Consider the following 25502-nt stretch of genomic DNA (forward strand, 5'->3'; position numbering starts at 1 on the left):
ATTATAAACTTCTATTTTTCAAAATCGAAGCCGGAAGCCCTTCCTACAGCACCTGCTCCAAATCTGTTTTTGATGGCGTCCATAGTTTGATAGAGGCTCATCTGTTCTTCCGTATCCTCAAAAAGGTTCATCTGGTGATTTCCATGTACCAACCCTGTAAACCGAAGGCCTATCAGGCGAAGTCTCATTCTTCGGGTATAGGCTTTGTTAAAAAGATCAAGGGCAACTCTGGACAATGTATGATCGGCGGATGTGTAGGCTACTTTGCATTGCTTGGTTTCCGTATCAAAATTGGCATATCTTATTTTTACGGTAACCGTAGAAGTCAGCCATTTTTCTTTTCTCAGTTGGTAAGCCAATTGCTCGGCCATTCCTGTCAGTAATCTTTTCAATTCTATAATATCCATCGTATCGGAAGTGAAAGTTCTTTCCGTAGAAATTGATTTTCTTTCCGAATATGGGACAACAGGATTTTCATCAATCCCATTGGCTTTTTTCCAGAGTTCTTTTCCGTTGGCTCCAATCATCTGCTGCAGAACGAGTACCGGCATTTCAGATAAGGTATGAATCGTCCGTATTCCTATTCTTGATAACAATTGAAAGGTCTTATCGCCCACCATTGGGATTTTTTTGATAGATAGAGGATTCAAAAACGGCTGAACTTCCAATTCTTTGATTTCCATCCTTCCTACAGGTTTGGCTTCTCCGGTTCCGATTTTTGATACCGTTTTATTGGTTGACAGTGCAAAGCTTATCGGAAGACCTGCCTCTTTGGTAATGGTCTCGGCTATTTCTTTTGTCCATTGATAGCAGCCAAAAAATTTATCCATCCCGGATAAATCGAGATAAAACTCATCAATACTGGCTTTTTCCATCACAGGAACTTTACTTTGGATAATTTCTGTAACAAGATGTGATAAATTAGAGTACATTTCATGATCCCCTCTGATAACTCTGGCATCAGGACAAAGCCTGAGTGCCATACGGATCGGCATCGCTGAACGCACCCCGAATTTTCTGGCTTCATAGGAACATGAGGCCACTACTCCACGGTCGCCACCTCCTATGATCAGAGGGATTCCGTGAAGCTTTGAGTTGTTCAGCCTTTCGCAGGATACAAAAAAAGTATCCAGGTCCATATGTACAATCGCACGTTCCATGGTACAAATTTAGTTACGTTTTTGAACAAAATTTGTATTTTTGTTGATATTTTTTGTAACAATGTCAATTTTCGCAGATAACATAAGGTTTTTAAGAGGAAAGAAAGAAAAAACCCAACAGGAGCTGGCCGATACTTTAGCCATCACCCGTTCCCGATATGCCTCCTATGAAGATGGAAGATCAGAACCTTCTATTGATCTGATGGTCAGGATTTCTAAGCTTTTCCATGTGAGTATAGACCTCCTGGTCTCGGTAGATATCAGAAAATATCCGGCAAAAGAAATGTCTACACTACCTGATAACAGAGTTATTCTGCCTCTGACAGTAGATTACTCGGGTAATAATATGATAGAAATTGTCTCACAAAAGGCATCTATAGGATATCTGGAAGGCTATCGTGATGTGGAATACATAAAAAGTCTTCAAAGAATTACTCTCCCCTTTTTAATGCATGGTAAATACAGGGCATTCCCCGCAGGTGATAATTCTATGCCTCCTTTTAAGAAAGGTTCTTATATCGTAGGAAAATATATAGAAAGAACAGAAGATTTGAAATCCGGAAAAACATATGTCTTCATTACAATGAATGACGGGATTATCTACAAACGTTTGATCAACCGGTCAGAAGATAAAGTCCGTGTAAGTGCGGATAATGCATTTTATGAGCCATATGATATTCCTGTTGAGGAGATTATAGAAATATGGCAGTATGCTTCGGGGATCTTTCCTGAAGATTTTGAACCTGAGCATTCGGAGCATACTGATATCAAAGAAATGTTTTTCGAACTTAAAAAAGACATCCGGGAGCTGGAAGATAAAGTTTCCGGAAAAAAGTAAATGATTTAACAATGGAACAGCTTAGTTTATTCAACCCCCAGGACTATTATCAATTTCCGAAAGAATTGCTGGAATATACAGAACATTTTTTAACCGAAACTGAGGCTTCAGAGCTTGTGGAGCTTCTGATGGAAAAAGTTCCGTGGAAACAGAGAACACAGAAAATGTATGACAAAATGGTCTTAACCCCACGTTTAACAGCATGGTATGGCGATGAAAAGAAAACCTACCAGCTGGGCGACAATCGTTTCGTGGCTCATCCATGGTTACCGGAATTACTGGAAATCAAGCATCGTATTGAAAAATCCACAGGATACACTTTCAATTCTGTATTATTAAATTTATATCGGGATAAAAATGATTCCGTAGCCTGGCATCGGGATAAGGAAAGTGAGTTGGGAAACCGTCCCGTCATCGCTTCTGTAAGCCTTGGGCAAACCCGGAATTTTGATTTCAGAAGCGTAGAAGATCATTCCAATAAATACAGCCTGCCTCTTCCGCATGGCTCATTATTGATTATGAAAGGCGATCTTCAGATGAACTGGGAGCATCGGATTGCGAAATCTGCATGGCCTATGAAACCCCGTATTAATATGACGTTTCGATTGGTCAGATAAAATCCGTTGCTATCAGTTTTACATTTATTATTGATAACAACGGATGGAATTAATATAATTATGTTATTTTGATTTTCACGCCCACAGAAACATTAATTCCGGCCATGGGGCTCAGAAATTTCAATTGGGAATTCTGAAGTCTGGCTTCTGTATTTAAAAGATTGCTTCCTGAGATATAATACTCTATACTTCCTATTTTCAGACTGCTATCCTCATAGGCAATACGGGCATTAAGAAGAGAAAATGCCGGCATAGGAAGCTCCGGATTAATATTTTTTCCTAAATATTTTTGTTTTAAGTAATGGTCCAGCCCTACGTTGATGCTGAAATTCCGTATACTTCCCGTCAGGCTGAAACCGAAACGGCTTGTAGGCATATTGGGCATATAATCTCCGTCACTCCATTTCCTGATAGAACTGTCGGCAACACTGATGTTTCTGACCAGGTCATAATAAGAGCCTATCTCCCATTTTCCCAACTTCTGAAGATCGATTTTATAAGCTGCTTCCGCCTCTATTCCATTGATTTCGGTATCATCAGAACGCCATTCCTTAACCAGGAAAACTTCCCGTGACAGCCCGGTATGAGCCAGATAAATATAATTTTTATAATGGGTGTGATACCAATTGGCAGACAAGCGAAGGTTTTTTAAATTAAGTCCGCCTCCTATTTCTATCGTATTTGCAGTTTCTTTATCCAGTCTGTCATCTCCGTTTTCTTCCGTCAGGATGGCAAAATGGTTGTTTCCCGAGTACAGCTCGTTCACTTCAGGAGCTCTTTCCGAATGGTTATACTGTATTTTCAGATAAGCTTTCTTAAAGATATTCCATTGGGCTGCGGCATGGAGCTGGTGGAGGGTAAAATCTCTCCCGGTAAGATTTCCTCCGGAAAGTCCACGGCTTCTTTTGTACGCGTTATCTGCTTCGGCTCTGCGTTGTACATGGTCATTCCGGTACCCCAGATCCAATTCTAGAAAATTGAAATCAAGATGCTGCATGGTGAAAATTCCGATCTCACGACTGATGGTATTGGGCAGGTATCGTTGACTGCCTTTTCCGTCCATATTTCTGTATTGCATCTCCACACCTGTGGTTCCGGTCAGGAATTTGAGTTTTTTCTGAGCTATTTCAAGACGGCCGTTATGTTGTTGTATGATAAACTGATTGGCTCTGTATCGTTCAAGAAGTTCCGTATTTTTTGAAAAAACGCCCATATAATTCAGTTTTATACTGGCAATCGGGAAATTATTGAAATTATATGCGGATTCAAATATTGCTTTATGAGAAAGGCTCTTGATATTGATCGGTAAATAGTCTATCTTTTTCTGAGGTTTGCCGTGAGTATGGGCCGGCATTTTGGGCATTGCGTATCCGGGAACACCAAAATAAGAATATGAATTTTGATAAGCACCTCCCAAGTAGAAGGATTTCCCAATATAACTGGTTCCGATATAGAAGGAGTTGCTTTCGGAATGGCTGTTGGGAATGACACCGTCTTTTGTGGGAACAATGTCATTGATGCTGTTCACCTCACTTCTGTAACGATCTTTTGAAGGATCCTGTCCGGGGATGTATTTATCATTTTTAGGATTTGGATAATATTTGCCGTCCAAAGGATTATAATACGTCGGACTAAAAGTATAAAGATCATCCTGCGAAAGTTCATATTCTATCATATGATCAATGGCAAACTGGCTGATATAAGGAAAAAGACTAGTATTTAGTACATTTCTGGAATCAACATTGAGCTGGCATAATGACTGAAGAATACTGTTGAAACCCACCAGATCCGGATCATAACACCGGCTGTCTTTCGATTTTCCCGGAATTCTTACAATATCTTGTTTCTGATTACTTGCTCCCACAGTGAGAACCCAGTTTTTAGTAAGGGCACCTTTAGCTGAAAAAGCCTGTCTTTGACCGCTATTGCTTCCTCCTTCCAACATGGCATTGAGATTAAATTTTTTATCGGGAAGCTGCCGGGGAATATAATTTGTTTCAATATCTATGGCTCCTCCTATTGCTTTTCCTCCATACAATACCGATGCGGAGTTTTTGTAAACATTGATGCTCTGCACATTATCCATTTCAATATCCATATTGAAATCCGGACTTATTCCTGAAAGGTCATTAACGGACATTCCGTTTTCAAGTACCCGAACCCTGTTGCCACTGAGGCTTCTGATTACCGGAGCTCCGGCATTAGGCCCATATCCGGAATTTTGGATCCCCGGAATTTTCCTCAAGGTTTCCCCTAACGTATTGGACTGGATGAAATCCAGGGTCTTCCTGGGAATATTGGTGACCTCGTGATGCAGTCTTCCTTGTACTTCTACAGATTCTATGTCCTGTACGGTCTTTTGAGTAGTCTGTTTCTGAGCTTTTAAAACAGAAGGAGAAGAAATCAACCCACTTCCTATCAAAAAAATAACGGTTTTTTTCATGTACACATGCTTTAATAATCCGGCAAAGCTAGATAATTTTATCTTTTAACGCAACAATGTTGCAATAAAAAAATAACAGCATAGAACACGTTTATCCTTTGCTCAACCGGTAACTATTTGTTTTAAAGCTTAATAAACATACTGATTGCAATATATTTACCGTCTGGTTGTAAGGCAAAAAAAAACCGCCCTGAAAGAGCGGTAGTAAATTTTTAATTTTGTTGTCTTAGCAAGTTCTTGCTCCACAATTAAGTACTCTGATGTGGATTACATGGTTAACTTCGCACTGTACTTGGCATAGTCCATTTTCTAAAACATTTACAACACCACCTACAGTTCCACCAATAACACCTCCGATGCCTCCAACAACACCTCCCACAGCGCCTACAACGCCTCCGATTAGTTGTCCGATTGGATCAAGAAGTCCTTCACCAGAAATTGATTTCATTTGGTTTCTGTCTAATTTTTTTAAGTTTTTCATAACTATAATTTTATATGATTAATACATCACGAATATAGGAATAAAAATAATACAACGTTATATTTTTTTGAATAAATTAATGTATCATTTATATAATTTAATATTTCATTAATATAAAGGTAATTTGATGCAAAAGTCATTTTGTTTTATATCTGATTGATTTTCTAAAAGTTAAAAAACATATCTCAAATTTGAAAATTTAGAGTTATTAATTTTTAAACAAATAACATATATTGATAAATTTTTCTCAAAATGAATTAATGATTATTATGACAACGAAACTAAAAGAATTCATCTCTTTTTTAAGCTTATATATTGTTATAAACAGTTTCAAAAATTGAATTTGATTATTTCATCAGGTAAAAGCTGCTCTTATGATTGATATTAGGAAGCAAATTTTGTATTTTTGCTGACATACTTTTAGCAATGTCAATTTTTTCAAATAATATACGCTTTTTAAGAGCCAGAAGAAAGCTCTCTCAGCAGAATGTAGCCGATGAACTGATGATTTCCCGTGTACGATATTCCAAATACGAAAACGGAATCTCTGAACCTCCTATTGAGCTGCTGATTAAAATTTCCAAATACTTTCACACCAGTATCGATTTGTTATTGTCCGTAGATATTCAGAAATATCCTATGGATGAAATGATGAAGCTTCCGGATAACAGGATCGTTCTTCCTGTTGCTGTAGACGACCTGGGAAATGACACTATTGAAATCATTCCTCAGAAAGCATCCATGGGATATCTGGAAGGCTATAGTGATGTGGAATATATTGAGAGCCTGCAAAGAATTGCACTCCCCTTTCTTACCAATGGTAAATACAGAGCCTTTCCGGCAGACGGGGATTCTATGCCGCCATTCAGAAGCGGTTCCTATATTGTAGGAAAATATGTAGAAGGTATCAACGACCTGAAGCCTGGTAAGACGTATGTTTTTGTAACATTGAACGACGGGATTACCTATAAACGTTTTAAAGAAAGAAAAGACAGTTCAATCTGTGTAAGTGCAGATAATTCTTTCTATGAACCTTATGATATTCCTTTTGATGAAGTAGTGGAAATCTGGCAGTACGCCTCAGGTATTTTCCCTGAAGATTTTGAGCCCGGCGATTATGAAAGCTACAATTTCAAAGAAATGTTCCGCGAACTGAGACAGGATATCAAAGATCTGGATCGTAAAGTTTCCGGCCGTCGCAAAAAAGCATAATATATTTTTCCTTACCTATAAAACAAATACCCCTTTTCCATACTTTTTGGAAAAGGGGTACATCATCTTAGTCAAAATATCACACCACTAAACTATAAATAAGGAAGCGATCGTCTGAGCATCGCTTCCGCTTAGAATTTCATCATATGCTGCAGAACCCGCAGCGGCTCCAAATAAAGTTGCGGTATTGTAGCCTGCCTGATTGGTATTATCTTCTCCTGCATACACTGCGTTGGTGGAAGAAGGCATATTTCCGCCGTTGGCCAACTCTATCCAGCCTTTATTGGCTCTCATTCTTCTTACCTGAGAAGCATGTCTTGCCTCTACGGAATGAATCTGTAAAGCCGCCTGCAGGACCACTTTATTAGACATTACATTTCCCGCCTGCCCTTTATATGCTCTTACACCAGTGTCTTCGAAAGCTTGAGCCAGAATAAGAAACTGGTTATAATCGGTAAACGGGGAAAAATTTCCATTGGCTGTAAAGTCAAAATTGGGCTTTGCACCGGGTGTGGTTCCTAAAGAAGTCAACGTGCTCTTTAAAAAATTGACATGCGCAGATTCGTGTTTTGAAATCTGCATAAAAACCGCTCTGTCGGAATTAGGGATCAATCCTGCTTTAGATAATCCCATACTGTAATATTCGTTTTCCAGGTATTCCAGCACCAGGGCCAGTTGTAAAGCATCGGTTAACGTGCTTTTTAAAAAGGTTGAAGTTCCCTGAATTTTCTGTGTTTCTGCCTTTGCAGGCGAAGCCATCATCCCTGCCAGCCCAAGAGGAACTGAAGCGACGGCCGCTTTTTTACCGAATGCAGAAATATTGGTGATAGCGTCTAATCTTGTGGCTTCCGTGGTAAAGAATTTATCATGGGAAAGCTTATCTAGTAATTTAAGAATATTCATAATAATAAGATTTAAGGGTGAATGATTAATTAATACCTCTTTCTTTCCATGTGAAAGGTGTTTTGATAAATCCTCCTGCAGCCATCACGATGTCTTTAGGTTCTTTGGCCAGATCCAGCCCGTTGGCGTCAATGACATCATCTCCGGAAAAATCCGCAGATCCGGGATTGATCAGATTTCTTATAGCTGAAGCGTGCCTTGCTTCTACTGAAACTATTTTTCCGGCAATCACCAGATAATCCGGATTGGAAATATATTTTCCGGCTCCGTTATAAGCGGCTACTCCCGTGTCTTCCAATGCTTTTGAAGTTGCTAATACAGAATTCCTGTCGTTAAAATTGACGTTAGAATACTGAAATTCCAGTTTAGGAAGTACATTTTGAGTCACACCACTAATGGCTGCCTTAAAGAAATCACGATGCACTACCTCATGATGATAAAGATCTGTAAAGATCTCTTTTTCAATACTGGAAATCCCTGAATAAAAATTATTGACCACTTTCGTATAGAAATCTGCTTCCAGTTGCTCCAGAGCATAGGCATAATTTAATATTGCCACATCTCCTGTTCCGAGGTCGAACACTGCACTGTTGCCCGGATCCTGAAAATTATCATCATCTGTACAGCCTATGATGGTAAGTCCCGCTACAGCCAGACCTATTCCACTTAATTTTAAAAAGTTTCTTCTGCTGGTATCCAGGGTTGCACCCTGATTAGAAACCTGAATTGTTTTTTTCATAATATTTATTTTTTAAGTGTTTGATATAAGAAAAGCAGCATAAACATTATGCTGCTCAAAAAAACTATGGCATTAACACCGTATCTATCACATGAATCACACCATTAGATTGGTTCACATCAGCGATGGTCACTTTTGCATTATTTCCTTTGGCATCTTTGATATAAAGATCTTTACCTTTTGTCCAGAATGTAACATCCTCTCCTTCTACTGTTTTCATCATACTTTTTCCTTTTCCTGCAGCTACCGCAGCCCATATGTCTTTAGCACTGTACTTTCCTGATAAAACATGATAAGTCAGTATTTTGGTAAGCGTGGCTTTATTTTCCGGCTTCACCAGATTTTCTACAGTTCCTTTCGGAAGTTTGGCAAATGCAGCATCTGTAGGTGCCAAAACCGTGAATGGACCCGCGCCTTGTAATGTTTCTACCAGACCGGCAGCTTTTACAGCAGCAACAAGTGTTTTGTGGTCTTTGGAATTCACCGCATTTTCAATAATATTTTTAGACGGATACATGGCAGCTCCACCTACCATTACCGTTTTTTCTTTCATCGTTTGTGCATTTACCTTCCCGCTAAAAGCAAATGATAAAGCTACCATTGCTAAAACTGTGATTTTTGATTGTGTGTTCATTGCGTTGATTTTTTTAATTAATATGAAATTTTGTGTTCTTAATTTCATTTACGAGGAAGGTTTTTATTTAGATTTAAAAAATGCAACTATTTATTTAAATAACTGAAAAACAGTTATTTATTTTTACATCCAACATCCAAAACATTATTTTTTTAATTAACTATTAAAGGTTACGGGATATTTTTATCGTTACTTCAGATAAAAAACACGGGATAGAATAACATTTTTAACGAAAATGGAATTAAACAAAAGAATTTTTAAAATTTATTGGTCATATCTATAATTTTATTACATTTGGAATGAAAAAACAAGAACTATTAAAACAAACTATTCTGAAGAGGAACTTATCGTTTTACTTAAAGAAAAAAACGAGGCAGGTTTTCATCATTTGTATGACCACTATTCCGGGGCATTATATGGTGTGATCCTTCGAATTGTTCAGTCTAAAGAATACACTGAAGAAATCATTCAGGATGTTTTTGTAAAAATCTGGAATTCCATTCACCAGTATGATGCTGCCAAAGGCAGATTTTATACCTGGATGATCAATATTGCCCGCAATACCGCCATCGATTATTTAAAATCAAAAGGTTTTCAGAACGAATTGAAGAACCAACCGCTTCCGGATTTCGTATATAATACCACAGAGCTTTCTACCACCAACCAATCATCCGACTATATCGGATTTAATAATGTGCTTGAAGGACTGGAAATTGATAAACAGGAACTTATCAATCTGGCTTATTATCAGGGATATACCCAAAACGAAATATCCGAAAAACTGAAGATACCGCTGGGAACGGTAAAAACGAAAATGCGGAATGCATTGATGAAATTAAAAGATTTGCTTAAAGATTATCAATAAATTGAACACTAAAGAATACATATCATCCGGAATTATAGAATCTTATATTCTAGGCCATGCTTCTCCTGAGGAAGCGGGGATTTTGGAGTGTGTGATGAAGAATAATGCTGAAGTAAAAGCGGCTTTTGAAGAAGCTCAACTCACTTTGGAACATCTTGCTACAGCGCAGGCTGTAACACCTCCAAGCGATTTAAAATCTAAAATCTGGAATAAAATCCAACAGGAACAGACGACTGAAGAAATAAAACCTGTCGTTTCTACAGATATTCCTGCAGCAAAACCTCAGGAAGAAATTAAAATTCAGGGGAACAGCAACTGGAAAATCTTTGCTATCGCTGCTTCCGTATTATTTTTATTAAGTATTGGAGGCAATCTTTTCTGGATGAATACCCAATCCGAAACAAAAGAGGAAATGGCAAAAATAAAGGCTGAAAAGCAATCTCAGGATATTGCCATGCAAAAGATGAACAGGAAAATGGAAATGTTTTCTAATCCTGACATGCAGATGGTAATGCTCAAAGGCGTAGAAAAACACGCCGATTCAAAAGCGATGGTTTTCTGGGATAAAAAAACAAAAGAGGTCTACCTGAATGCTGAAAATCTCCCAAAAGCACCTGAAGGAATGCAATACCAGCTTTGGGCAATCGAAGACGGAAAACCCGTCAATGCAGGAATGTACACCGAAGAAAAGGATACCAAAATTGCACTGGCCAATATTCCAAAAGCTCAGGCATTCGCCATTACCCTCGAGAAACAAGGCGGAAGCGCAGTTCCTACGATGGAAAACATGTACGTAATGGGCGGAATTTAGCATTGACAAAATAAAAACCCGGAATTTCTTCCGGGCAATCAAATATCGAATGGTAAAAAATGGAAAATCTGTGACCTGCAATCTGGAATTCTATACAATTCCAATAATGTACAAATTTCAGTTTCCATAATTTTTAAGATTTATTTTCTATTTTTTCTACTGTTAAAAAACAAAAAATACTGTATTTATTCTCCTTTAAAATGAGGCTCTCTCTTTTCTATGAAGGCACTTATCCCTTCGTGATGATCTTCTGTTGAAAATAATTCTCCAAACAAGGCGGCTTCCTGTTTCAGCCCGTCGTTAATGTGCAATTCAAACCCGGTATTTAGGGATTGTTTTGCCTTTGCAACGGCTACAGGTCCTCGGGAAGCAATTGTTTCAGCCAATTTCTGCGCTTCGTTCAAAAGATCTTCCGGGGCAATCACTTGATTGACAAAACCAAATTCCCTGCATTGCAGGGCAGAATAAAATTCTCCCGAAAACACCATCTCTCTTGCCTTATAAAGTCCTACTGCTCTTGGAAGACGTTGTGTCCCTCCAAAACATGGCAGCAATCCCAGACTAACTTCAGGAAGTCCGAATTTTGCTTTTTCGCTCGCTAAAATAATATCACAGGACAAAGCAAGTTCACATCCGCCGCCCAATGCAAAGCCATTAACGGCTGCAATCACGGCAAATGGCAGAGATTCAATGGCATTAAATGCTGTTTGGGCTGTGATTGAAAATTCTTCCGCCTGTTGAGGAGTCATCTTCTGCATCGCTTTAATATCGGCTCCTGCTACAAAAGCCTTTTCTCCGGAACCGGTAATGATCAGCACACGGATATTTTTATCAGATTTAATATGGCCGGCCAATAAAGCAAGCTCCTGTAAAACCTTTTCGTTTAAAGCATTTAATGCCTGTGGCCGGTTGATGGTTACAACACCGACATGGTTGTTTTGTTGGTATATTAATGTTTCAAATTCCATGATGTTAAGTTGAAAGTTATATATTGAACATGATCAAGGAAACTCCTTTAATTCCCAGCTTTATGTAAGAATTGAATGATACTTGAAAAGTCAATTTTCCCGTTTCCGGCATCGCTCCACATTCTGTAAAGATTCAATGCCGTGTTTCCTAAAGGAGTTGATGTTTTGCTTTCCAATCCTGCTTCTGCGGCCAGTCCGAGGTCTTTGGTCATAAGATCTACAGCGAAACCTCCTGAATATTCCCTGGATGCCGGAGCATTTTCCATGACTCCCGGATAAGGATTATAGACTTCCAGAGACCAGTTTTTACCGGAACTTTTCTGCATAATCCCACTTAGAACCTTCGGGTCCAGACCATTCTTGATTCCCAGATTAATTGCTTCTGAAGTGCCGATCATGTGAATTGCCAGGAGCATATTATTACAGATTTTAGCCACCTGACCGGCTCCTGATGTCCCGGCATAAAAAATATTTTGTCCCATACATTTCAGAACGGGACGTGCTTTTTCATAATCTTCCTGCTTTCCTCCCACTATAAAAGTAAGGGTTCCGGCCTGAGCACCACCGGTTCCCCGGAAACCGGCGCATCAATCATTCTGCAACCTTTAGAAGCCGCCAACTGAGCTACAGAACGGGCCGTAACGGCATCAATGGTACTGCTGTCGATCAATAAAGTATCGGGTTTCAGCTGGCTTATAAACTCTTCTGTATACAATTCTGCAACATGCTTACCGGAAGGCAGCATCGAGATTATAATATCTGCCTCTTTTGCTGCAGCCACCGCTGAATCTGCGGTTTGTCCTCCTGCGGAAGCCAGTAGTTGTAATGCTGAATCTGAAAGATCAAAACCAATAACGTGATGCCTTTTTTTATAAGGTTGGCAGCCATCGGGCCACCCATATTTCCTAATCCTATGAATGCTATATTTGACATGATTATTTAATTAAAAGTTAAAAGTTGAAAATTGAAAATTATAGACTTGAAGTTAATAGTTGAGATTGATGGAAATCATAACGGGTTATTTTTTAAATTTGAGAAAAACCAAATATGAAAGAAAATATTATTTTGAATAAATCCTATTCATTTGCCTTAGAAATAATCAAAGTATATCAATATCTATCTTCTGATAAAAAAGAATTTATCCTGTCAAAACAACTTCTACGTTCAGGAACAGCCATTGGGGCTTTGATACGGGAAGCAGTGCATGCACAGAGTACAAAAGACTTTCTCCATAAAATGAATATCTCTCTCAAAGAGGCAAATGAGACATTATATTGGCTACAATTATTAAAAGATAGTGGCATACTTGATATATCAATTTATCATTCAATATTTCCTAAATCTGAAGAATTGGTCAGGCTACTTGTATCCATTGTAAAGACCTTAAAAGGTCAGTCTGATAATTAAAATTGACCAAAAGTTCTTAAATTTTCCATTATCAATTTTCAATTTTCAATTTAAAATACGAGTTAATCCATTCCTCAGTGATTTCATTCCATGTTGCAGGGTGCCATTTGGGTGAAAGGTCCTTGTCTACCAGTAAAGCCCTCACCCCTTCTGCAAAATCAGGATGAAGACAGCATTGGCAGGAAAGGTTCAGTTCCGATTGGAATACTTCTTCCAGGCTTAAGCTTTTTCCTCGCTGCAGCTGTCTGAAAATAACGTGTGCAGAGCTTGGTGAACCGGCCTCAAGACTTTTTAAACCATTATTGATCCATTCATCTTTATCGGAATAATTGGAAAGCAGTTCTTTAAACTGCTCTGCAGAACTTACATCTTCAAACAAACGGATAAACGGCTCATGAGCCTTTGCCTGAGATTCCGGAATAACAAATTCACGGGAAACGGTGGTAAGAATTCCAGAAACGGTGGTATGAGGGTCATTTTTCCAGTCTGCATGTTCTAAGGCTTTGATAATGGTTTCTTTTGAAGAGGATTCCACATAATAGTCGGCCAGTCCCAGAAAAACACAGTCGGGGCCGTCTAATCGGGTTCCGGTCAGTCCCATATACATCCCATAGGCAGAAGGCATTTTATTTAAAAACCACGTTCCGCCTACATCAGGATAAAGTCCGATGGTAATTTCAGGCATGGCCAGTTTACTTTTTTCCGTTACAATGCGATGTGAAGCACCTACCATCAGGCCTATTCCTCCTCCCATGACGATTCCGTGTCCCCAGACAATTACCGGTTTGGGATAGGTATGAATATCAAAGTCTACCTTATATTCCCTGGAAAAGAAATCATAGCAATCTTTGGGAACCTGCGTCGAATCAATACTTCTCTGATGGATAATGACTTCATAGAGTTTTCGTACATCCCCACCGGCACAGAAGGCTTTCTCGCCTGCTCCCTGGAGGAATATACAGATCACTTCATCGGAAGTTTTCCAGGCAGTCAGGATCTTCTGCAATTCTTTGATCATCGGTAATGAAAGAGAATTGAGCGTTTTCTCTGAATTCAGGGTGATAAACCCTACTTTATTTTTTATCTCGGTTAATACTAAATTCATTTTTTTAATTGAGAGTTGAAAGTGGAACATTGAGTTTTATTGGTCCAAACGATTTCCTCGGCTGCTCATTTTTCCACTATTACTTATCTGATTTGTAAAGTAGCTCCTTCTTCCAGCATTTTACGTGAAATAACGAGCTTCATAATTTCGTTGGTTCCTTCTACCACCTGATGTACCCGTGCATCACGCATCAGCCGTTCTACAGGGAAATCCTGGGTACATCCATAGCCTCCGAGTATCTGCAAAGCTTCATTACAAATATTAAAAGACATATCTGTAGCCAGTCTTTTGGCCATGGCACAATACGTTGTCGCATTCGGGTCCTGAGAATCAAGCTTAAATGCTGCAAGGTGCACCATCTGACGGGCAGCGACAAGTTCAGTGGCCATATCTGCTATTTTAAACTGAAGAGACTGAAACTGGGAAAGTGATTTTCCAAACTGCTGTCTTTCATGCATATATCGCTGTGCCTGATTGATAGCTCCCTGGGCTGCTCCTACTGAGCATGTTCCGATATTGATCCTGCCACCGTCCAGACCCTTCAATGCAATTTTGAAACCTTCTCCCAGTTTACCCAGCAGAAAATTTTCATCGATTTCTACGTGATCCAGAAATACGAAACGGGTCGGCTGTGTATTCCATCCTAATTTTTTTTCTTTTTCACCAAAGCTGATTCCTTTTGTCTGTGCCGGTACAATGAAAGCGCTGATTCCTTTGGCTCCCGGTTCATCACCTGTACGGGCCATCACAATGAGGATATCACTTTCTCCGGCTCCTGAAATAAAAGCTTTTGTTCCGTTGATGATGTATTTGTTTCCTTTTTTTACGGCTGTTGTTTTCAATCCGGCAGCATCAGAGCCCGATCCCGGTTCTGTAAGGCAATAGGAACCTAAGAGTCTTCCAGAAGCCAGTTCAGGACATAGCTGCTGCCTTACAGGGTCTTTTCCAAACTGATCAATCATCCATGAAACCATATTATGAATGGTGATGTAGGCTGTAGTGGACGGGCACGCAGCTGCTAATTCCTCAAATATAATGGCAGCATCTAATCTGGACAATCCCAGCCCTCCGTTTTCCTCTCCGGTATAAACCCCGCAAAATCCGAGCGCTCCGGCTTTGGTAATGGCTTCCCGTGGAAATATCTTCTTCGCATCCCATTCAGAGGCAAATGGAAAGAGTTCTTTTTCAGCAAATCTTCTGGCTGCATCCTGGAATGCCCGCTGGTCTTCATTTAGGTTAAATTCCATCTTTAGGTTTATTGAAATTAAAATATTAGCATTAAAATCCGGCTACGAGCGTTGAAAAACGTGACTATTATTCATTTTAAATTTTCAACTACTTAAGGTTGATTGTCATATTGACATTACCTCCCGGTACGTCTTCTTCAAACCATCGTGCCGTAATGGTCTTGGTTTCTGTATAAAAACGGACTCCCTGCTTCCCGTAGGAATGCAAATCGCCAAAGAATGATTTCCGCCATCCTGTAAATGAGAAAAACGGAAGCGGAACGGGAATAGGAAGGTTCACCCCTATTTGCCCTACTTCAATTTCGTGCTGGAATTTTCTGGCTGCGGCTCCCGAATTGGTAAATATGGAAGTCCCATTGCCGTAGGGATTCGCATTGATGATCCGAATAGCTTCATCTAAAGTTTCTGCTTTTAAAAGCAACAATGCCGGTCCAAAGATTTCTTCTTGATAAATATCCATTTCTGCAGAAACATTATTAAACAAGGTTGGGCCTACAAAATATCCGTTTTCATAGCCTTCAACATGGCAGTCGCTTCCGTCTAACAGGACTTCAGCACCCTGATCGTAGGCCGATTTTATTAATCTTAAAACTTTTTCTTTAGATTGTTTATTGATTAAAGGACCGTATGCTGCAGATTCATCCGACCATACGCCAGGTTTGATCGTGCTTAACGCTTTTTTGATATCATCAACCCACTGCTGTGCCTCACCTACCAAAACAGCAACGCTGATCGCCATACAACGCTGGCCGGCTGCTCCACAAGAAGCTCCCACCAGATTATTGATCACCTGGGTTTTATTGGCATCAGGCATTACCACCATATGATTTTTAGCCCCTCCAAAAGCCTGAACTCTCTTCAGATTGGCAGTTCCCGTACGATAAACATGTTCTGCCACCGGAACGGATCCTACAAAGGAAATTGCTTTGATTTCAGGATGGTTGAGGATATGATTGACCTGGTCTTTCGAACCATGAACAATATTCAAAACGCCCTTTGGAAAACCTGCCTGTAAAAACAGCTCGGCCATTTTCATGGAAGTCATGGGAGTCTGCTCAGAAGGTTTTAAAATAAAGGTATTTCCACAGGCAACAGCCATCGGGAACATCCATAACGGAATCATAGCCGGAAAATTAAATGGGGTAATTCCTGCACAAACACCCAATGGCTGGATGTAACTGTAGGTATCCACTCCCCTTGCTACATTTTCTACGGTTTCTCCCATCATCAGGCTTGGAATATTGCAGGCATGTTCCACTACTTCAATTCCTCTCCAAACATCTCCCATAGCATCGGCAAAGGTTTTTCCATTTTCCTGGGACAGAATTTCAGCAATCTCTTTTTGATGTTCTTTCAAGAGTTGCTGATATTTAAGAAATAATCTGGCTCTTTCCGGTGTGGCTACTTCTTTCCAGGTTTTAAAAGCTTCACGGGCCGCTTCAATAGCTTCGTCTATCTCCTCTGTGTGGGTTAAAGGAACCTCTGCAAGAATCTCCTGTGTAGCAGGATTTTCTACCGGAAGATATTCAGTTGCTTTACTGTCCTGAAAATTTCCGTCAATTAATATTTTTATTTTTTGCGACATAGTTTTTTGAATTGAATGTGGAGAGTCGAAAGTTGAAAATGATAGTAAAATACTATGTTTTTTGTACAGTTCCATATAGATTCATCATTTTCAACCTTCAATTTTCAACTCTCCATTAGTATTAAATTACCAGCAGGTCAACAAATTCATTGACATCAAGGCTGATGAGTTTGTCATATTCCAAAGAATTTTCCAATACCAGTTTCTGTTGTTTTTCCGGGAAAATACGGGCAAGATTGACTTTATATTTTTTGATCAGTTCGGGAATTCCCTCTTCTCTTCTCCGTTTGTGACCGATAGGATATTCTACCACAATTTCATCCAACACTGTCCCGTCATGAAGCTCTACGGTTACCGCATTAGCGATGGAACGTTTTTCAGGATCGTGATAATCTGTGGTAAACTGAGTGTCTTCCACACATTCTATTTTATCACGAAGAAGATCAATTCTAGGATCCGAAGCAATATTATCTTCATAATCTGCTGCCGTCAGTCTTCCGTGAATCATAGGTACTGCTACCATATACTGAATACAGTGGTCACGGTCTGCAGGGTTATTTAAAGGTCCTTTTTTATCGATAATTCTGATAGCCGCTTCGTGAGTACGGATCGTTACTTTTTTAATATCATCTGTTGTTTTTCCAAGGTCTTTTAATTGCTGATGTAATGTCATGGCTGCTTCTACGGCAGTTTGTGAATGAAATTCGGCAGGGAAAGAGATTTTAAATAATACATTTTCCATGACGTAAGAACCGTATTCTCTCTGGAATTTAAATTCATTTCCTTTGAATGAAACATCATAGAATCCCCATGTTTTAGCAGTTAGAACGGAAGGATAACCCATTTCTCCGGTTTTGGCGATGAGTGCCAGACGTACGGCTCTTGAAGTCGCATCACCTGCAGCCCATGATTTACGGGAACCGGTGTTCGGGGCATGACGGTATGTTCTTAATGACTGTCCGTCTACAAAAGCCAATGAAACAGCATTAATCAATTCATCGCGGGTTAGGCCGATCAATTTTCCCACTACTGCTGTAGAAGCCAGTTTTACCAATAACACGTGATCAAGACCTACTTTATTGAAAGAGTTTTCCAGCGCCATCACGCCCTGGATCTCATGCGCCATAATCATTGCTTCCAACACCTGCTTCATTTTTAAAGGGGTCTTTCCTTCCGCAATCTGCGTTCTGGATAACCAGTCTGCTGTGGCCAGGATACCTCCAAGATTATCGGAAGGATGCCCCCATTCAGCAGCCAGCCATGTATCATTAAAATCCAGCCAACGGACAATAGCACCGATATTGAAAGCTGCCTGTACGGGATCTAACTGAAACTGAGTACCGGGAACCTTTGCCCCATGAGGAACCACGGTTCCTTTTACGATAGGTCCTAAAAGTTTGGTGCAGGCTGGATAAGTGAGTGCTTCCAACCCACACCCCAGGGTATCTAAAAGACAGTAATGAGCCGTTTTCCAGGCCAAGTCGTTTTTGATTTCATAGTTTAGTACATAATCCGCAATATCTGCCAATACTTTATCCGGTTGCGGTCTTTCATTTGAAATGTGTGAACTCATTGTATAGTTTTAATTTATAGGAAAATGGAAGGTTTAAAGTGGTCAACTTTAATGTGCTTCTCATTCTTTGTTTTTTAATTATTTTCTGTTGCTGATCGGGACAAATTCTTTGTTTTCAGGGCCTGTATAGTTGGCACTCGGGCGGATGATTTTTCCATCCTGTCTTTGCTCGATAATATGGGCACTCCATCCGGTTACTCTTGAAATAACAAATAATGGAGTGAACATCAGGGTTGGCACTCCCATTAAATGATAAGAAACGGCAGAGAACCAATCCAGGTTCGGGAACATTTTCTTTTCTTCCCACATGATGGTTTCCAGTCTTTCGGCAATATTGAACAGCAGCATATCTCCGGCTTCTTCGGAAAGTTCCTGTGCAACCTTTTTAATGACAACGTTTCTAGGGTCTGATATGGTGTAAACCGGATGTCCGAATCCTATGATCACTTCTTTATTGGCAATACGTTTACGGATGTCTTCTTCCGCTTCATCCGGAGAATTGTAACGGCTTTGAATCTCAAAAGCAACTTCATTGGCTCCTCCGTGTTTTGGTCCCCTTAAAGCACCGATAGCTCCTGTGATAGCAGAATAAATATCAGAACCTGTTCCGGCAATAACACGGCTGGTAAAAGTAGAAGCATTAAATTCATGCTCTGCATACAGGTTTAAGGAAATCTGCATAGCCTTGGCCCACGAATCAGAAGGTTTCTTTCCGTGGAGTAAGTGAAGGAAGTGCCCTCCGATCGTATCGTCATCAGTTTCCACATCAATTTCTTTTCCATTGTGGGTGTAATGATACCAGTATAATAATCCTGAACCGAAAGAAGCGAGTAATTTATCCGCAATATCCCTTGCTCCGGCAATATTGTGGTCATCTTTTTCCGGCTGAATACTTCCGATCGCAGATACCATAGAACGCATAACGTCCATAGGATGGGCAGCAGCAGGGATACTTTTTAAAATATTTCGTACAGAATGGGGTAAACCTCTTAATGATTTTAGCTTGGCCTTGTAATTTTTCAGCTGGGCTTCTGTGGGCAACTGACCATAGATTAAAAGGTAAGCGACTTCTTCAAACTGTGTTTTTTCTGCAAGGTCCAATATATCATAGCCTCTCTAGTGCAGATCATTGCCGCTTTTTCCGACACTGCAAAGTGCTGTATTACCGGCAGCTACCCCCGAAAGTGCTACGCTTTTTTTGGGTTTAAACGTAGGTTCATTACTTGTTGACATCATTATTCTTTTTAAAAAGGTTATCTAATTTTTGTTCATAATCATGGTATCCGATGCTTGTGTAGAGTTCTTCTCTGGTTTGCATGGTATTGAGTACATGAGCTTGTGTACCGTCTTTGCGGATGTGCTCAAAAACATTTTGAGCCGCTTTATTAGCCGCCCTGAAAGCTGATAGGGGATAAAGAATAAGCTCTACTCCAGCTTTTTTAAGCTCGTCGACCGTATACATCCGGATCATCCCAAATTCTGTAATGTTTGCCAATACAGGAATTCCGGTAGCATCTACAAATTTCTGATACAAACTGATATCAGGAACGGCTTCTGCAAAAATGAAATCTGCACCGGCATCTTTGTAAGCAATGGCTCTTTCAATTGTTTTATCCAAGCCTTCAACTGCAAAAGCATCTGTTCTGGCCCCTATGACAAACTGATCGTCTGTTCGGGCATCGACAGCGGCTTTTAACCTGTCTGACATTTCATCCTTACTTACAATTTCCTTTCCGGGACGATGTCCGCAGCGTTTAGCTCCCACCTGATCTTCAATGTGAAGCGCTGCAGCACCGGCCTTAATAAGAGACTTGACTGTTCTGGCAACATTAAATGCTGAAGGTCCAAAGCCCGTATCTACATCAACTATCAGCGGCAAATCACAAACATTGGTAATGCGCTGAATATCTGTCAATACATCTTCTAGGGTGGTGATTCCCAGATCGGGAATTCCCAAAGAACCGGCAGCAACTCCTCCTCCCGAAAGATAAATGGCATTGAAACCTGCCTGCTGTGCCAATAATGCATGATTGGCATTGATGGTACCTACAATCTGGAGAGGATTTTCTTTTTGCATCGCCTCCCGAAACCGCAGTCCGGGCGACTCTAAGCGTTCATTTTTAGTCATTGTTAATATTTATCATTTAGTTAAATAGGTATTTGTAATGAGGGTTGAGCTATAGCTGCCTGTCGGAAATCCGATGCGTGGAATCAGTTAAAATGCTATGTATAAAACATTTTCCGATCTCTACCTGTTGTTTCAGATTGAGATAGACGGGATTGTGAATGGGCATATTTGTCAACTTTTTAAGGATTAAACCATATAAAGTTCCTGTCAGGCTTCACAATACTTTAGGGGAAATAAAAATTAAGGAAAGGAAAATATGTTTATAGGTTAATAGCAGATGTATTGCATCATTCATCTATCTCAACAATAGGATGAGCACATAAAAGTATAATCACACTGTTATCTATATCATATCATACCTGACTATAAGCTTCAGACCGCGAAAGCATCGTCAATTCAAAACAGGCAGGTCTCCTGACTTGTAACAGTTTTTATCTTCCTTCCCATTTACAGAGCAAACAGTGGACATGATGTGATAAAAACCTTGGTGTGTTACTTACAGTTGCGCGACAGTTCGTGATTTGCACACGATTCCCTTTTAATACACAGCTAAGTGTAACCAGTTTTGGTTGATAAAGAAGGTGTTAAGAACTCCTTGGTGGTAAATATAGACATTTTATTGAAACAGCCGCATCTGGAATTGTTTTTTATTTTAAAAAAGCTTTAAACCATTGAAAATATGGGTGATATTTTCAATTAAAGCTTTTATTTTGAAAGGAAATAATAGTTGATTTTAACAATATTTGTAATTTTTTTAACACCAAAAATTATGCTTTGAATAGAAAGCGATTCACTTCTTTTTATTTTACTGATGAAAATCATGTTATCTATTTGTTAAGTTTTGAGACTTATCACAGGCTTTATGATGAATGATCTGAAAGGCGGATTTTTCTGTTCTGACTGGCAGCTCATTTAAATATTTTGCTTCAAATCCTTAAAATGACACTTCATGATCCTTAAAATACACTTGATTCACAAAACTGATCGCCTTGATCATTAAAATTTCTTGCTTTGTCCTGAAAAAACCGACAAAATGCCGAAAGAAAAATTCAGCCTTAAAAACAAACCAGAATATATTTTCCTGGTTCTGGGAACGTTATGCCTGGCAGCAGTTCCTGCTCTTTTTCTTTTGGATTTTCCCAATAAAGCTGCAACAATTCTGATAGTACTGATCTGTGGGGAAATTTTATTTCTGATTACTATTGCCCTTTCCGGAAAAGGTTATACTGATAAAATAAAGGAATCTTTTACCGGGTTTTTTAGAGTAAGACAAAAGTTAAGAAACAAGAAAAACTGAAAATTATAAGAAACAGATGTCTATGCGGGAAAAAAAGACAGAAACACTGTTGTTTCTGTCTTGTAAGTCGTTATAAAGAAGAAATGTATACTTCTATTTTTGTTCCATCGTAATTAAAAGTTCCATCTTCATTCTTTTTGCCTAATTCCCACTTGAAATCTACAGGTCTATCCCATCCTACTCCTAGTTTTCCTCCATTCACGGAGCGGGCGTAATCTATGTTTTCGGTCGTAATTGCAGAATGAAAGAAAGTTTTGTCTATCAGCCTATAGAATCCAAGGGCTTTTCCTTTAGGGATTACGGAATAGCCGTCCCACTTTTCTCCTCCCATGTAGTCGAACTTTCTCAGCCATGCCTGACCTGTAAGTTCTGATAAATCATTGGGACTGATGCTGGCGCCTCTCATATAAAGTGTATACGCTACTACATCATGACAAACTCCGGTGTTGTATTTGCTGATATTCTCAAAGCCTGCAAGAAGTGCATTGGCAACAGTGGCTCTTTCCGAAGGGCCTAATTGAGCTTTCGTAGCTCCTTCTGGTGTTAATGACATATTAATAAAATTTTGTTTTTGGTCTTGTAAAGATAAGTTTTTAAAATTAAAGCGAAAATCATATTAATTTTCTGCATCTCCTGTATTCTCCTATGACGTGGACAACGAAGCGTCAGGGTTTCGATACAATTCAATTAAATTGTTTATTTTTAAAATAAAAAACAGATGATGAAAGTAGTGTTTAAGTTTCTATTAATTATCTTCTGCTTGGGAAGTACTGTATCATGCCTGACCCATTATGATGAGAAGAACAATGCCGAACTATTGCTGAAACTGATTGATAAAAGACTGAAGGTCTCACCTTTGGTTGCGAAAAGCAAATGGAATACAAAAGCTCCTATTGATGATCCCGTGCGAGAAAAAGTTATTCTGGACAGTGTGAAAATTAAAGCCCAGAAAATGGGAATTGATGAAAACCTGGCGGTTCAGTTTTTTCAGGCACAGTTTGAAGCCGGTAAAATAGTACAAAGGCAATTGCATAGCCGGTGGCAAATTCAAAATCAGGCATCTTTCAATCCGGTTCCGAATCTTGCTACAGAAGTTCGTCCTGTCTTGGATCGTCTTACTCCTCTGTTGTTACTGGAACTGAAAAAAAATAACCCTCATACTCTGAATGCTCAGTCAATAAAGATATTAAGAAAAGAAGCAAGAAAGATAATTAGCCCGGAATTTACCGATGACGTTGTGGAAACGGCGATACAACCTCTTGAAATCGCTGTCACATCAAAATAACGGAATGAATTAATGTACAAATATTATCCTTTGACAAAAAATATAACAATCATCGGATCCATCCGATATGTGGTGGGATGGATTATAATGGTAAGTCTTTTGGGAAGCTGCCATTTAAACAAAATCAACCCTTCAGAAAAAATAGCGTATCTCGGGCCTCCGGCATCATTTACTCATTCGGCGGCCGGGAAGAAGTTTCCGTCACAAACGCTGGTATTTCAAAACAGCATTGAAGAGTGTTTTATTTCTGTACGTTCAGGGATCGCGGAAAAGGCAGTTGTTCCTTTGAAAAATTCTATTGGAGGCATTGTAGTGCCCACTGAAAAGGCATTGATAGCGTTTCCTGATATTATGATCGAAGATTCTCTGGAGTTGCCCATATCCCAAAACTTAATGGTTGTTCCCGGAACGGTTGCTATTAAAAAATTTATTCTCATCCGCAGGCTTTACGACAGTCCCGTCGACTTATAGACAGCCTTTATCCCGCTATTCCAAGAATTGAATACTCCTCTACTTCGGCAGCGGCAAAATGGGTATCGGAACATCCTGAAGAGAAAGCAGCAGCTATCGCCAATACCGAAGCTGCAAGATTATACAAACTGAAAGTCATTAACACTGATATCCAGGATGATAAAAATAACAGAACAATGTTTATCATTATTTCAAAAAAGAATAAAGAGCTGCACTAGTGTCAGGCAGCTCTTTATTGTATAGTAACCTAAGCTTTGTTTTGATAGTTTCCGGATTATTATGAAACTACACCGATTCTCGCTTTTAAAGGGATATTGTAAGTATTTAAGCATGGCGTCTGCCCATGAAAATCAAAATCAATATTGACATCCGGTCTGAAAATCAGGCAATGAGTGGAGCCTCCAAAATGGAAGGTACCGATAGGATCTCCTTTTTTTACTTGTTGACCTTCTGTAACCATAATTTCACAACTCGACACTTCCGCCATTCCAACCGCTACAAAACACATTAATCCTATTTTTTCATTATCGGATTGAATAAAAATCAATGCGCGGGCTGCCAATTCTGTAATATATCCCTGAGAATCATTCGGTCCTGATGGGTCATAGCCTTCAACAGGGGCTTCTGCATAGTAAGTTCCCGGAACATTCTGAATGGCTACTATTTTTCCGTCTACAGGACTATTCCACCTGTGATAGGTTTTGGCGCATAAAAACGCCTGATAAACTGTGCTGTTATCTCCAAACTGCTGTGCCAGCTCATGATTATTCATAATATCAATCAAAGAATAAGGCTGGCCTTTCATCCAGAATTTATCTTTCATTTTAGCATTGGTAACCACATTATAAGGGGCAGATTCGCAAGCATTAACAATTACTGACGGGTCCTGATCTTCGGGGCTTACCTCCCGTACTCCAGGATTGAACTGTCTGGTAAAAAAATCGTCCCAGCTTTTATATCCGAAATGCGGCTGATCCGGCTGGCATTGGTAATTGTAAATAAAATTTTGTAACGCATCCTGCGGATTATTCCCCTTTCCTCTCAAGGGATCCATGGCTGCAATAGCTTCAAGAGCCGGCTGTGAAAACCATCCGATCGGGTTCGTATAATCCGGCTGTGGCTGGGTGACAGGCCCATTAACCAAAACATATTGTGAGGCCGGAGATTCCAGAAAGGTTTTCCATTCTGCCAGGATAACGCTTAGTTTTTCATTCACTACAGGATGAAGGAAAGTGAGGTATCCTGCCTGAGTACCCATCGCCCAGTCCAGAATTGCATTGATAGGAAAGCCAACCAATCCTATACTGTCTTCTATAGTACTGTAACAGGGAGCTTCGTTTAAGACCTGATTGATGATAAGCAACATAGTTTCAAAGTTTTTAACGGGCTCATTGTAGCCTTGCGGAATTTCATCATACATGCTTGTAAAGCTCATGTATAAAGTAGGATCATTATAAATAGCCTCCCTTAGTGCATTGACTGCAGAGCTGAGAGGAAGTCTGGTCTGCTTTACCTGATGTACTTTTTTCTCGATCCAGTTATTGAGAAAACTTCTGTCGGAGGGAAGCCATTTCCCTACCCTGTACTTTACATGATTCATGGTATGAGTCTTTTAGAGGTTATTTTTATACTTTAAAGTTACCTCTGTTCTTCTATACCTGCAATAGTATTTCTACTTAAAGTAAGATACGTAAAACTACTTAAACAAAAAACAAGACGGAAGAAACCCGCCT

The 25502-nt window shown here is 39.6% G+C and carries 24 protein-coding genes, 2 pseudogenes and 1 riboswitch; of the genes and pseudogenes, 10 read left to right on the forward strand and 16 right to left on the reverse strand.

Features of this window, described 5'->3' with window-relative positions:
* Positions 1-11: 11 nt before the first annotated feature.
* Positions 12-1160 (reverse strand): DNA polymerase IV, encoded by a 1149-nt coding sequence (gene dinB, locus H3Z85_19325; protein ID QPQ51414.1) that lies wholly within the window; start codon positions 1158-1160, stop codon positions 12-14.
* Positions 1161-1221: 61 nt separating this feature from the next.
* Between dinB and H3Z85_19330 the strand changes: the two genes are divergently transcribed.
* Together H3Z85_19330 and H3Z85_19335 are read left to right on the forward strand one after the other, a co-directional pair.
* Entirely contained in the window at positions 1222-1998 is a 777-nt protein-coding gene (locus tag H3Z85_19330; protein ID QPQ51415.1) for a LexA family transcriptional regulator, read from the forward strand.
* A gap of 11 nt (positions 1999-2009) precedes the next feature.
* Entirely contained in the window at positions 2010-2615 is a 606-nt protein-coding gene (locus H3Z85_19335) for an alpha-ketoglutarate-dependent dioxygenase AlkB (protein ID QPQ51416.1), read from the forward strand.
* A 58-nt stretch (positions 2616-2673) separates the two neighbouring features.
* On the opposite strand, the gene H3Z85_19340 is transcribed toward H3Z85_19335, so the two are convergent.
* A complete protein-coding gene (locus H3Z85_19340; protein QPQ51417.1) occupies positions 2674-5058 on the reverse strand; it encodes a TonB-dependent receptor in 2385 nt (794 codons plus the stop codon).
* 226 nt (positions 5059-5284) lie between these two features.
* On the reverse strand, positions 5285-5539 hold the full coding sequence (locus H3Z85_19345) for a hypothetical protein (GenBank protein QPQ51418.1): 255 nt from the start codon (positions 5537-5539) through the stop codon (positions 5285-5287).
* A 426-nt stretch (positions 5540-5965) separates the two neighbouring features.
* Here H3Z85_19345 and H3Z85_19350 point away from each other — a divergent pair, with 426 nt between their 5' ends.
* Entirely contained in the window at positions 5966-6751 is a 786-nt protein-coding gene (locus tag H3Z85_19350; protein ID QPQ51419.1) for a LexA family transcriptional regulator, read from the forward strand.
* An 87-nt stretch (positions 6752-6838) separates the two neighbouring features.
* Here H3Z85_19350 and H3Z85_19355 read toward each other — a convergent pair whose 3' ends face one another.
* The 3 genes from H3Z85_19355 to H3Z85_19365 form a co-directional block, all read right to left on the reverse strand.
* Entirely contained in the window at positions 6839-7654 is an 816-nt protein-coding gene (locus tag H3Z85_19355) for a ferritin-like domain-containing protein (GenBank protein QPQ51420.1), read from the reverse strand.
* Between the two features lie 25 nt (positions 7655-7679).
* Positions 7680-8393: a ferritin-like domain-containing protein gene (locus tag H3Z85_19360; GenBank protein ID QPQ51421.1), complete on the reverse strand. Its 714-nt coding sequence runs from the start codon at positions 8391-8393 to the stop codon at positions 7680-7682.
* Between the two features lie 64 nt (positions 8394-8457).
* Positions 8458-9027 carry a fasciclin domain-containing protein gene (locus H3Z85_19365; GenBank protein ID QPQ51422.1) on the reverse strand — a complete coding sequence of 190 codons (570 nt, stop codon included), beginning with the start codon at positions 9025-9027 and terminating at the stop codon, positions 8458-8460.
* A gap of 388 nt (positions 9028-9415) precedes the next feature.
* Here H3Z85_19365 and H3Z85_19370 point away from each other — a divergent pair, with 388 nt between their 5' ends.
* On the forward strand, positions 9416-9892 hold the full coding sequence (locus tag H3Z85_19370) for a sigma-70 family RNA polymerase sigma factor (GenBank protein ID QPQ51423.1): 477 nt from the start codon (positions 9416-9418) through the stop codon (positions 9890-9892).
* 1 nt (position 9893) lies between these two features.
* Complete coding sequence (locus H3Z85_19375; protein QPQ51424.1) at positions 9894-10703, forward strand: anti-sigma factor; 810 nt, start codon at positions 9894-9896, stop codon at positions 10701-10703.
* Between the two features lie 185 nt (positions 10704-10888).
* On the opposite strand, the gene H3Z85_19380 is transcribed toward H3Z85_19375, so the two are convergent.
* Positions 10889-11671, reverse strand: a complete 783-nt coding sequence (locus H3Z85_19380; protein QPQ51425.1) for an enoyl-CoA hydratase/isomerase family protein — start codon at positions 11669-11671, stop codon at positions 10889-10891.
* 47 nt (positions 11672-11718) lie between these two features.
* Positions 11719-12604, reverse strand: a pseudogene (gene mmsB / locus H3Z85_19385) (3-hydroxyisobutyrate dehydrogenase).
* Between the two features lie 114 nt (positions 12605-12718).
* Between mmsB and H3Z85_19390 the strand changes: the two are divergent.
* Positions 12719-13078, forward strand: a complete 360-nt coding sequence (locus H3Z85_19390) for a four helix bundle protein (protein ID QPQ51426.1) — start codon at positions 12719-12721, stop codon at positions 13076-13078.
* A 31-nt stretch (positions 13079-13109) separates the two neighbouring features.
* Here the strand turns inward: H3Z85_19390 and H3Z85_19395 are convergent, their stop codons facing one another.
* The 6 genes and pseudogenes from H3Z85_19395 to prpB all read right to left on the reverse strand — a co-directional run bounded on the left by H3Z85_19395 (position 13110) and on the right by prpB (position 20716).
* On the reverse strand, positions 13110-14183 hold the full coding sequence (locus tag H3Z85_19395; GenBank protein QPQ51427.1) for an enoyl-CoA hydratase/isomerase family protein: 1074 nt from the start codon (positions 14181-14183) through the stop codon (positions 13110-13112).
* 83 nt (positions 14184-14266) lie between these two features.
* Complete coding sequence (locus tag H3Z85_19400) at positions 14267-15430, reverse strand: acyl-CoA dehydrogenase family protein (protein ID QPQ51428.1); 1164 nt, start codon at positions 15428-15430, stop codon at positions 14267-14269.
* Positions 15431-15518: 88 nt separating this feature from the next.
* The gene (locus H3Z85_19405) at positions 15519-17015 is read right to left on the reverse strand and encodes a CoA-acylating methylmalonate-semialdehyde dehydrogenase (protein QPQ51429.1); all 1497 of its coding nucleotides are present in this window, start codon (positions 17013-17015) and stop codon (positions 15519-15521) included.
* 121 nt (positions 17016-17136) lie between these two features.
* Positions 17137-18588: a bifunctional 2-methylcitrate dehydratase/aconitate hydratase gene (locus H3Z85_19410; protein ID QPQ51430.1), complete on the reverse strand. Its 1452-nt coding sequence runs from the start codon at positions 18586-18588 to the stop codon at positions 17137-17139.
* Positions 18589-18666: 78 nt separating this feature from the next.
* Positions 18667-19824 (reverse strand): annotated as a pseudogene (prpC, locus tag H3Z85_19415) (2-methylcitrate synthase).
* Positions 19808-20716: a methylisocitrate lyase gene (gene prpB / locus H3Z85_19420; GenBank protein ID QPQ51431.1), complete on the reverse strand. Its 909-nt coding sequence runs from the start codon at positions 20714-20716 to the stop codon at positions 19808-19810. The pseudogene prpC and the gene prpB overlap by 17 nt, the downstream one beginning before the upstream one ends.
* A gap of 386 nt (positions 20717-21102) precedes the next feature.
* Positions 21103-21295: riboswitch (cobalamin riboswitch) on the reverse strand.
* A gap of 454 nt (positions 21296-21749) precedes the next feature.
* Between prpB and H3Z85_19425 the strand changes: the two genes are divergently transcribed.
* On the forward strand, positions 21750-22013 hold the full coding sequence (locus H3Z85_19425) for a transporter suffix domain-containing protein (protein QPQ51432.1): 264 nt from the start codon (positions 21750-21752) through the stop codon (positions 22011-22013).
* 70 nt (positions 22014-22083) lie between these two features.
* On the opposite strand, the gene H3Z85_19430 is transcribed toward H3Z85_19425, so the two are convergent.
* Positions 22084-22566 carry a hypothetical protein gene (locus H3Z85_19430; GenBank protein QPQ51433.1) on the reverse strand — a complete coding sequence of 161 codons (483 nt, stop codon included), beginning with the start codon at positions 22564-22566 and terminating at the stop codon, positions 22084-22086.
* 165 nt (positions 22567-22731) lie between these two features.
* Between H3Z85_19430 and aroQ the strand changes: the two genes are divergently transcribed.
* The 3 genes from aroQ to H3Z85_19445 are packed head-to-tail and all read left to right on the forward strand — an operon-like array spanning position 22732 to position 23987.
* Positions 22732-23298, forward strand: coding sequence for a gamma subclass chorismate mutase AroQ (aroQ, locus tag H3Z85_19435; GenBank protein QPQ51434.1), 567 nt, complete (start codon positions 22732-22734; stop codon positions 23296-23298).
* 30 nt (positions 23299-23328) lie between these two features.
* Positions 23329-23769: a hypothetical protein gene (locus H3Z85_19440; GenBank protein ID QPQ51435.1), complete on the forward strand. Its 441-nt coding sequence runs from the start codon at positions 23329-23331 to the stop codon at positions 23767-23769.
* On the forward strand, positions 23724-23987 hold the full coding sequence (locus H3Z85_19445; GenBank protein ID QPQ53955.1) for a hypothetical protein: 264 nt from the start codon (positions 23724-23726) through the stop codon (positions 23985-23987). The genes H3Z85_19440 and H3Z85_19445 overlap by 46 nt, the downstream gene beginning before the upstream one ends.
* Positions 23988-24046: 59 nt before the next feature.
* On the opposite strand, the gene H3Z85_19450 is transcribed toward H3Z85_19445, so the two are convergent.
* Positions 24047-25369, reverse strand: coding sequence for a phosphatidylserine decarboxylase family protein (locus H3Z85_19450; protein QPQ51436.1), 1323 nt, complete (start codon positions 25367-25369; stop codon positions 24047-24049).
* Between the last annotated feature and the right edge of the window lie 133 nt (positions 25370-25502).

The sequence above is a fragment of the Chryseobacterium indologenes genome (genome assembly GCA_016025055.1).
GTDB lineage: Bacteria > Bacteroidota > Bacteroidia > Flavobacteriales > Weeksellaceae > Chryseobacterium > Chryseobacterium indologenes.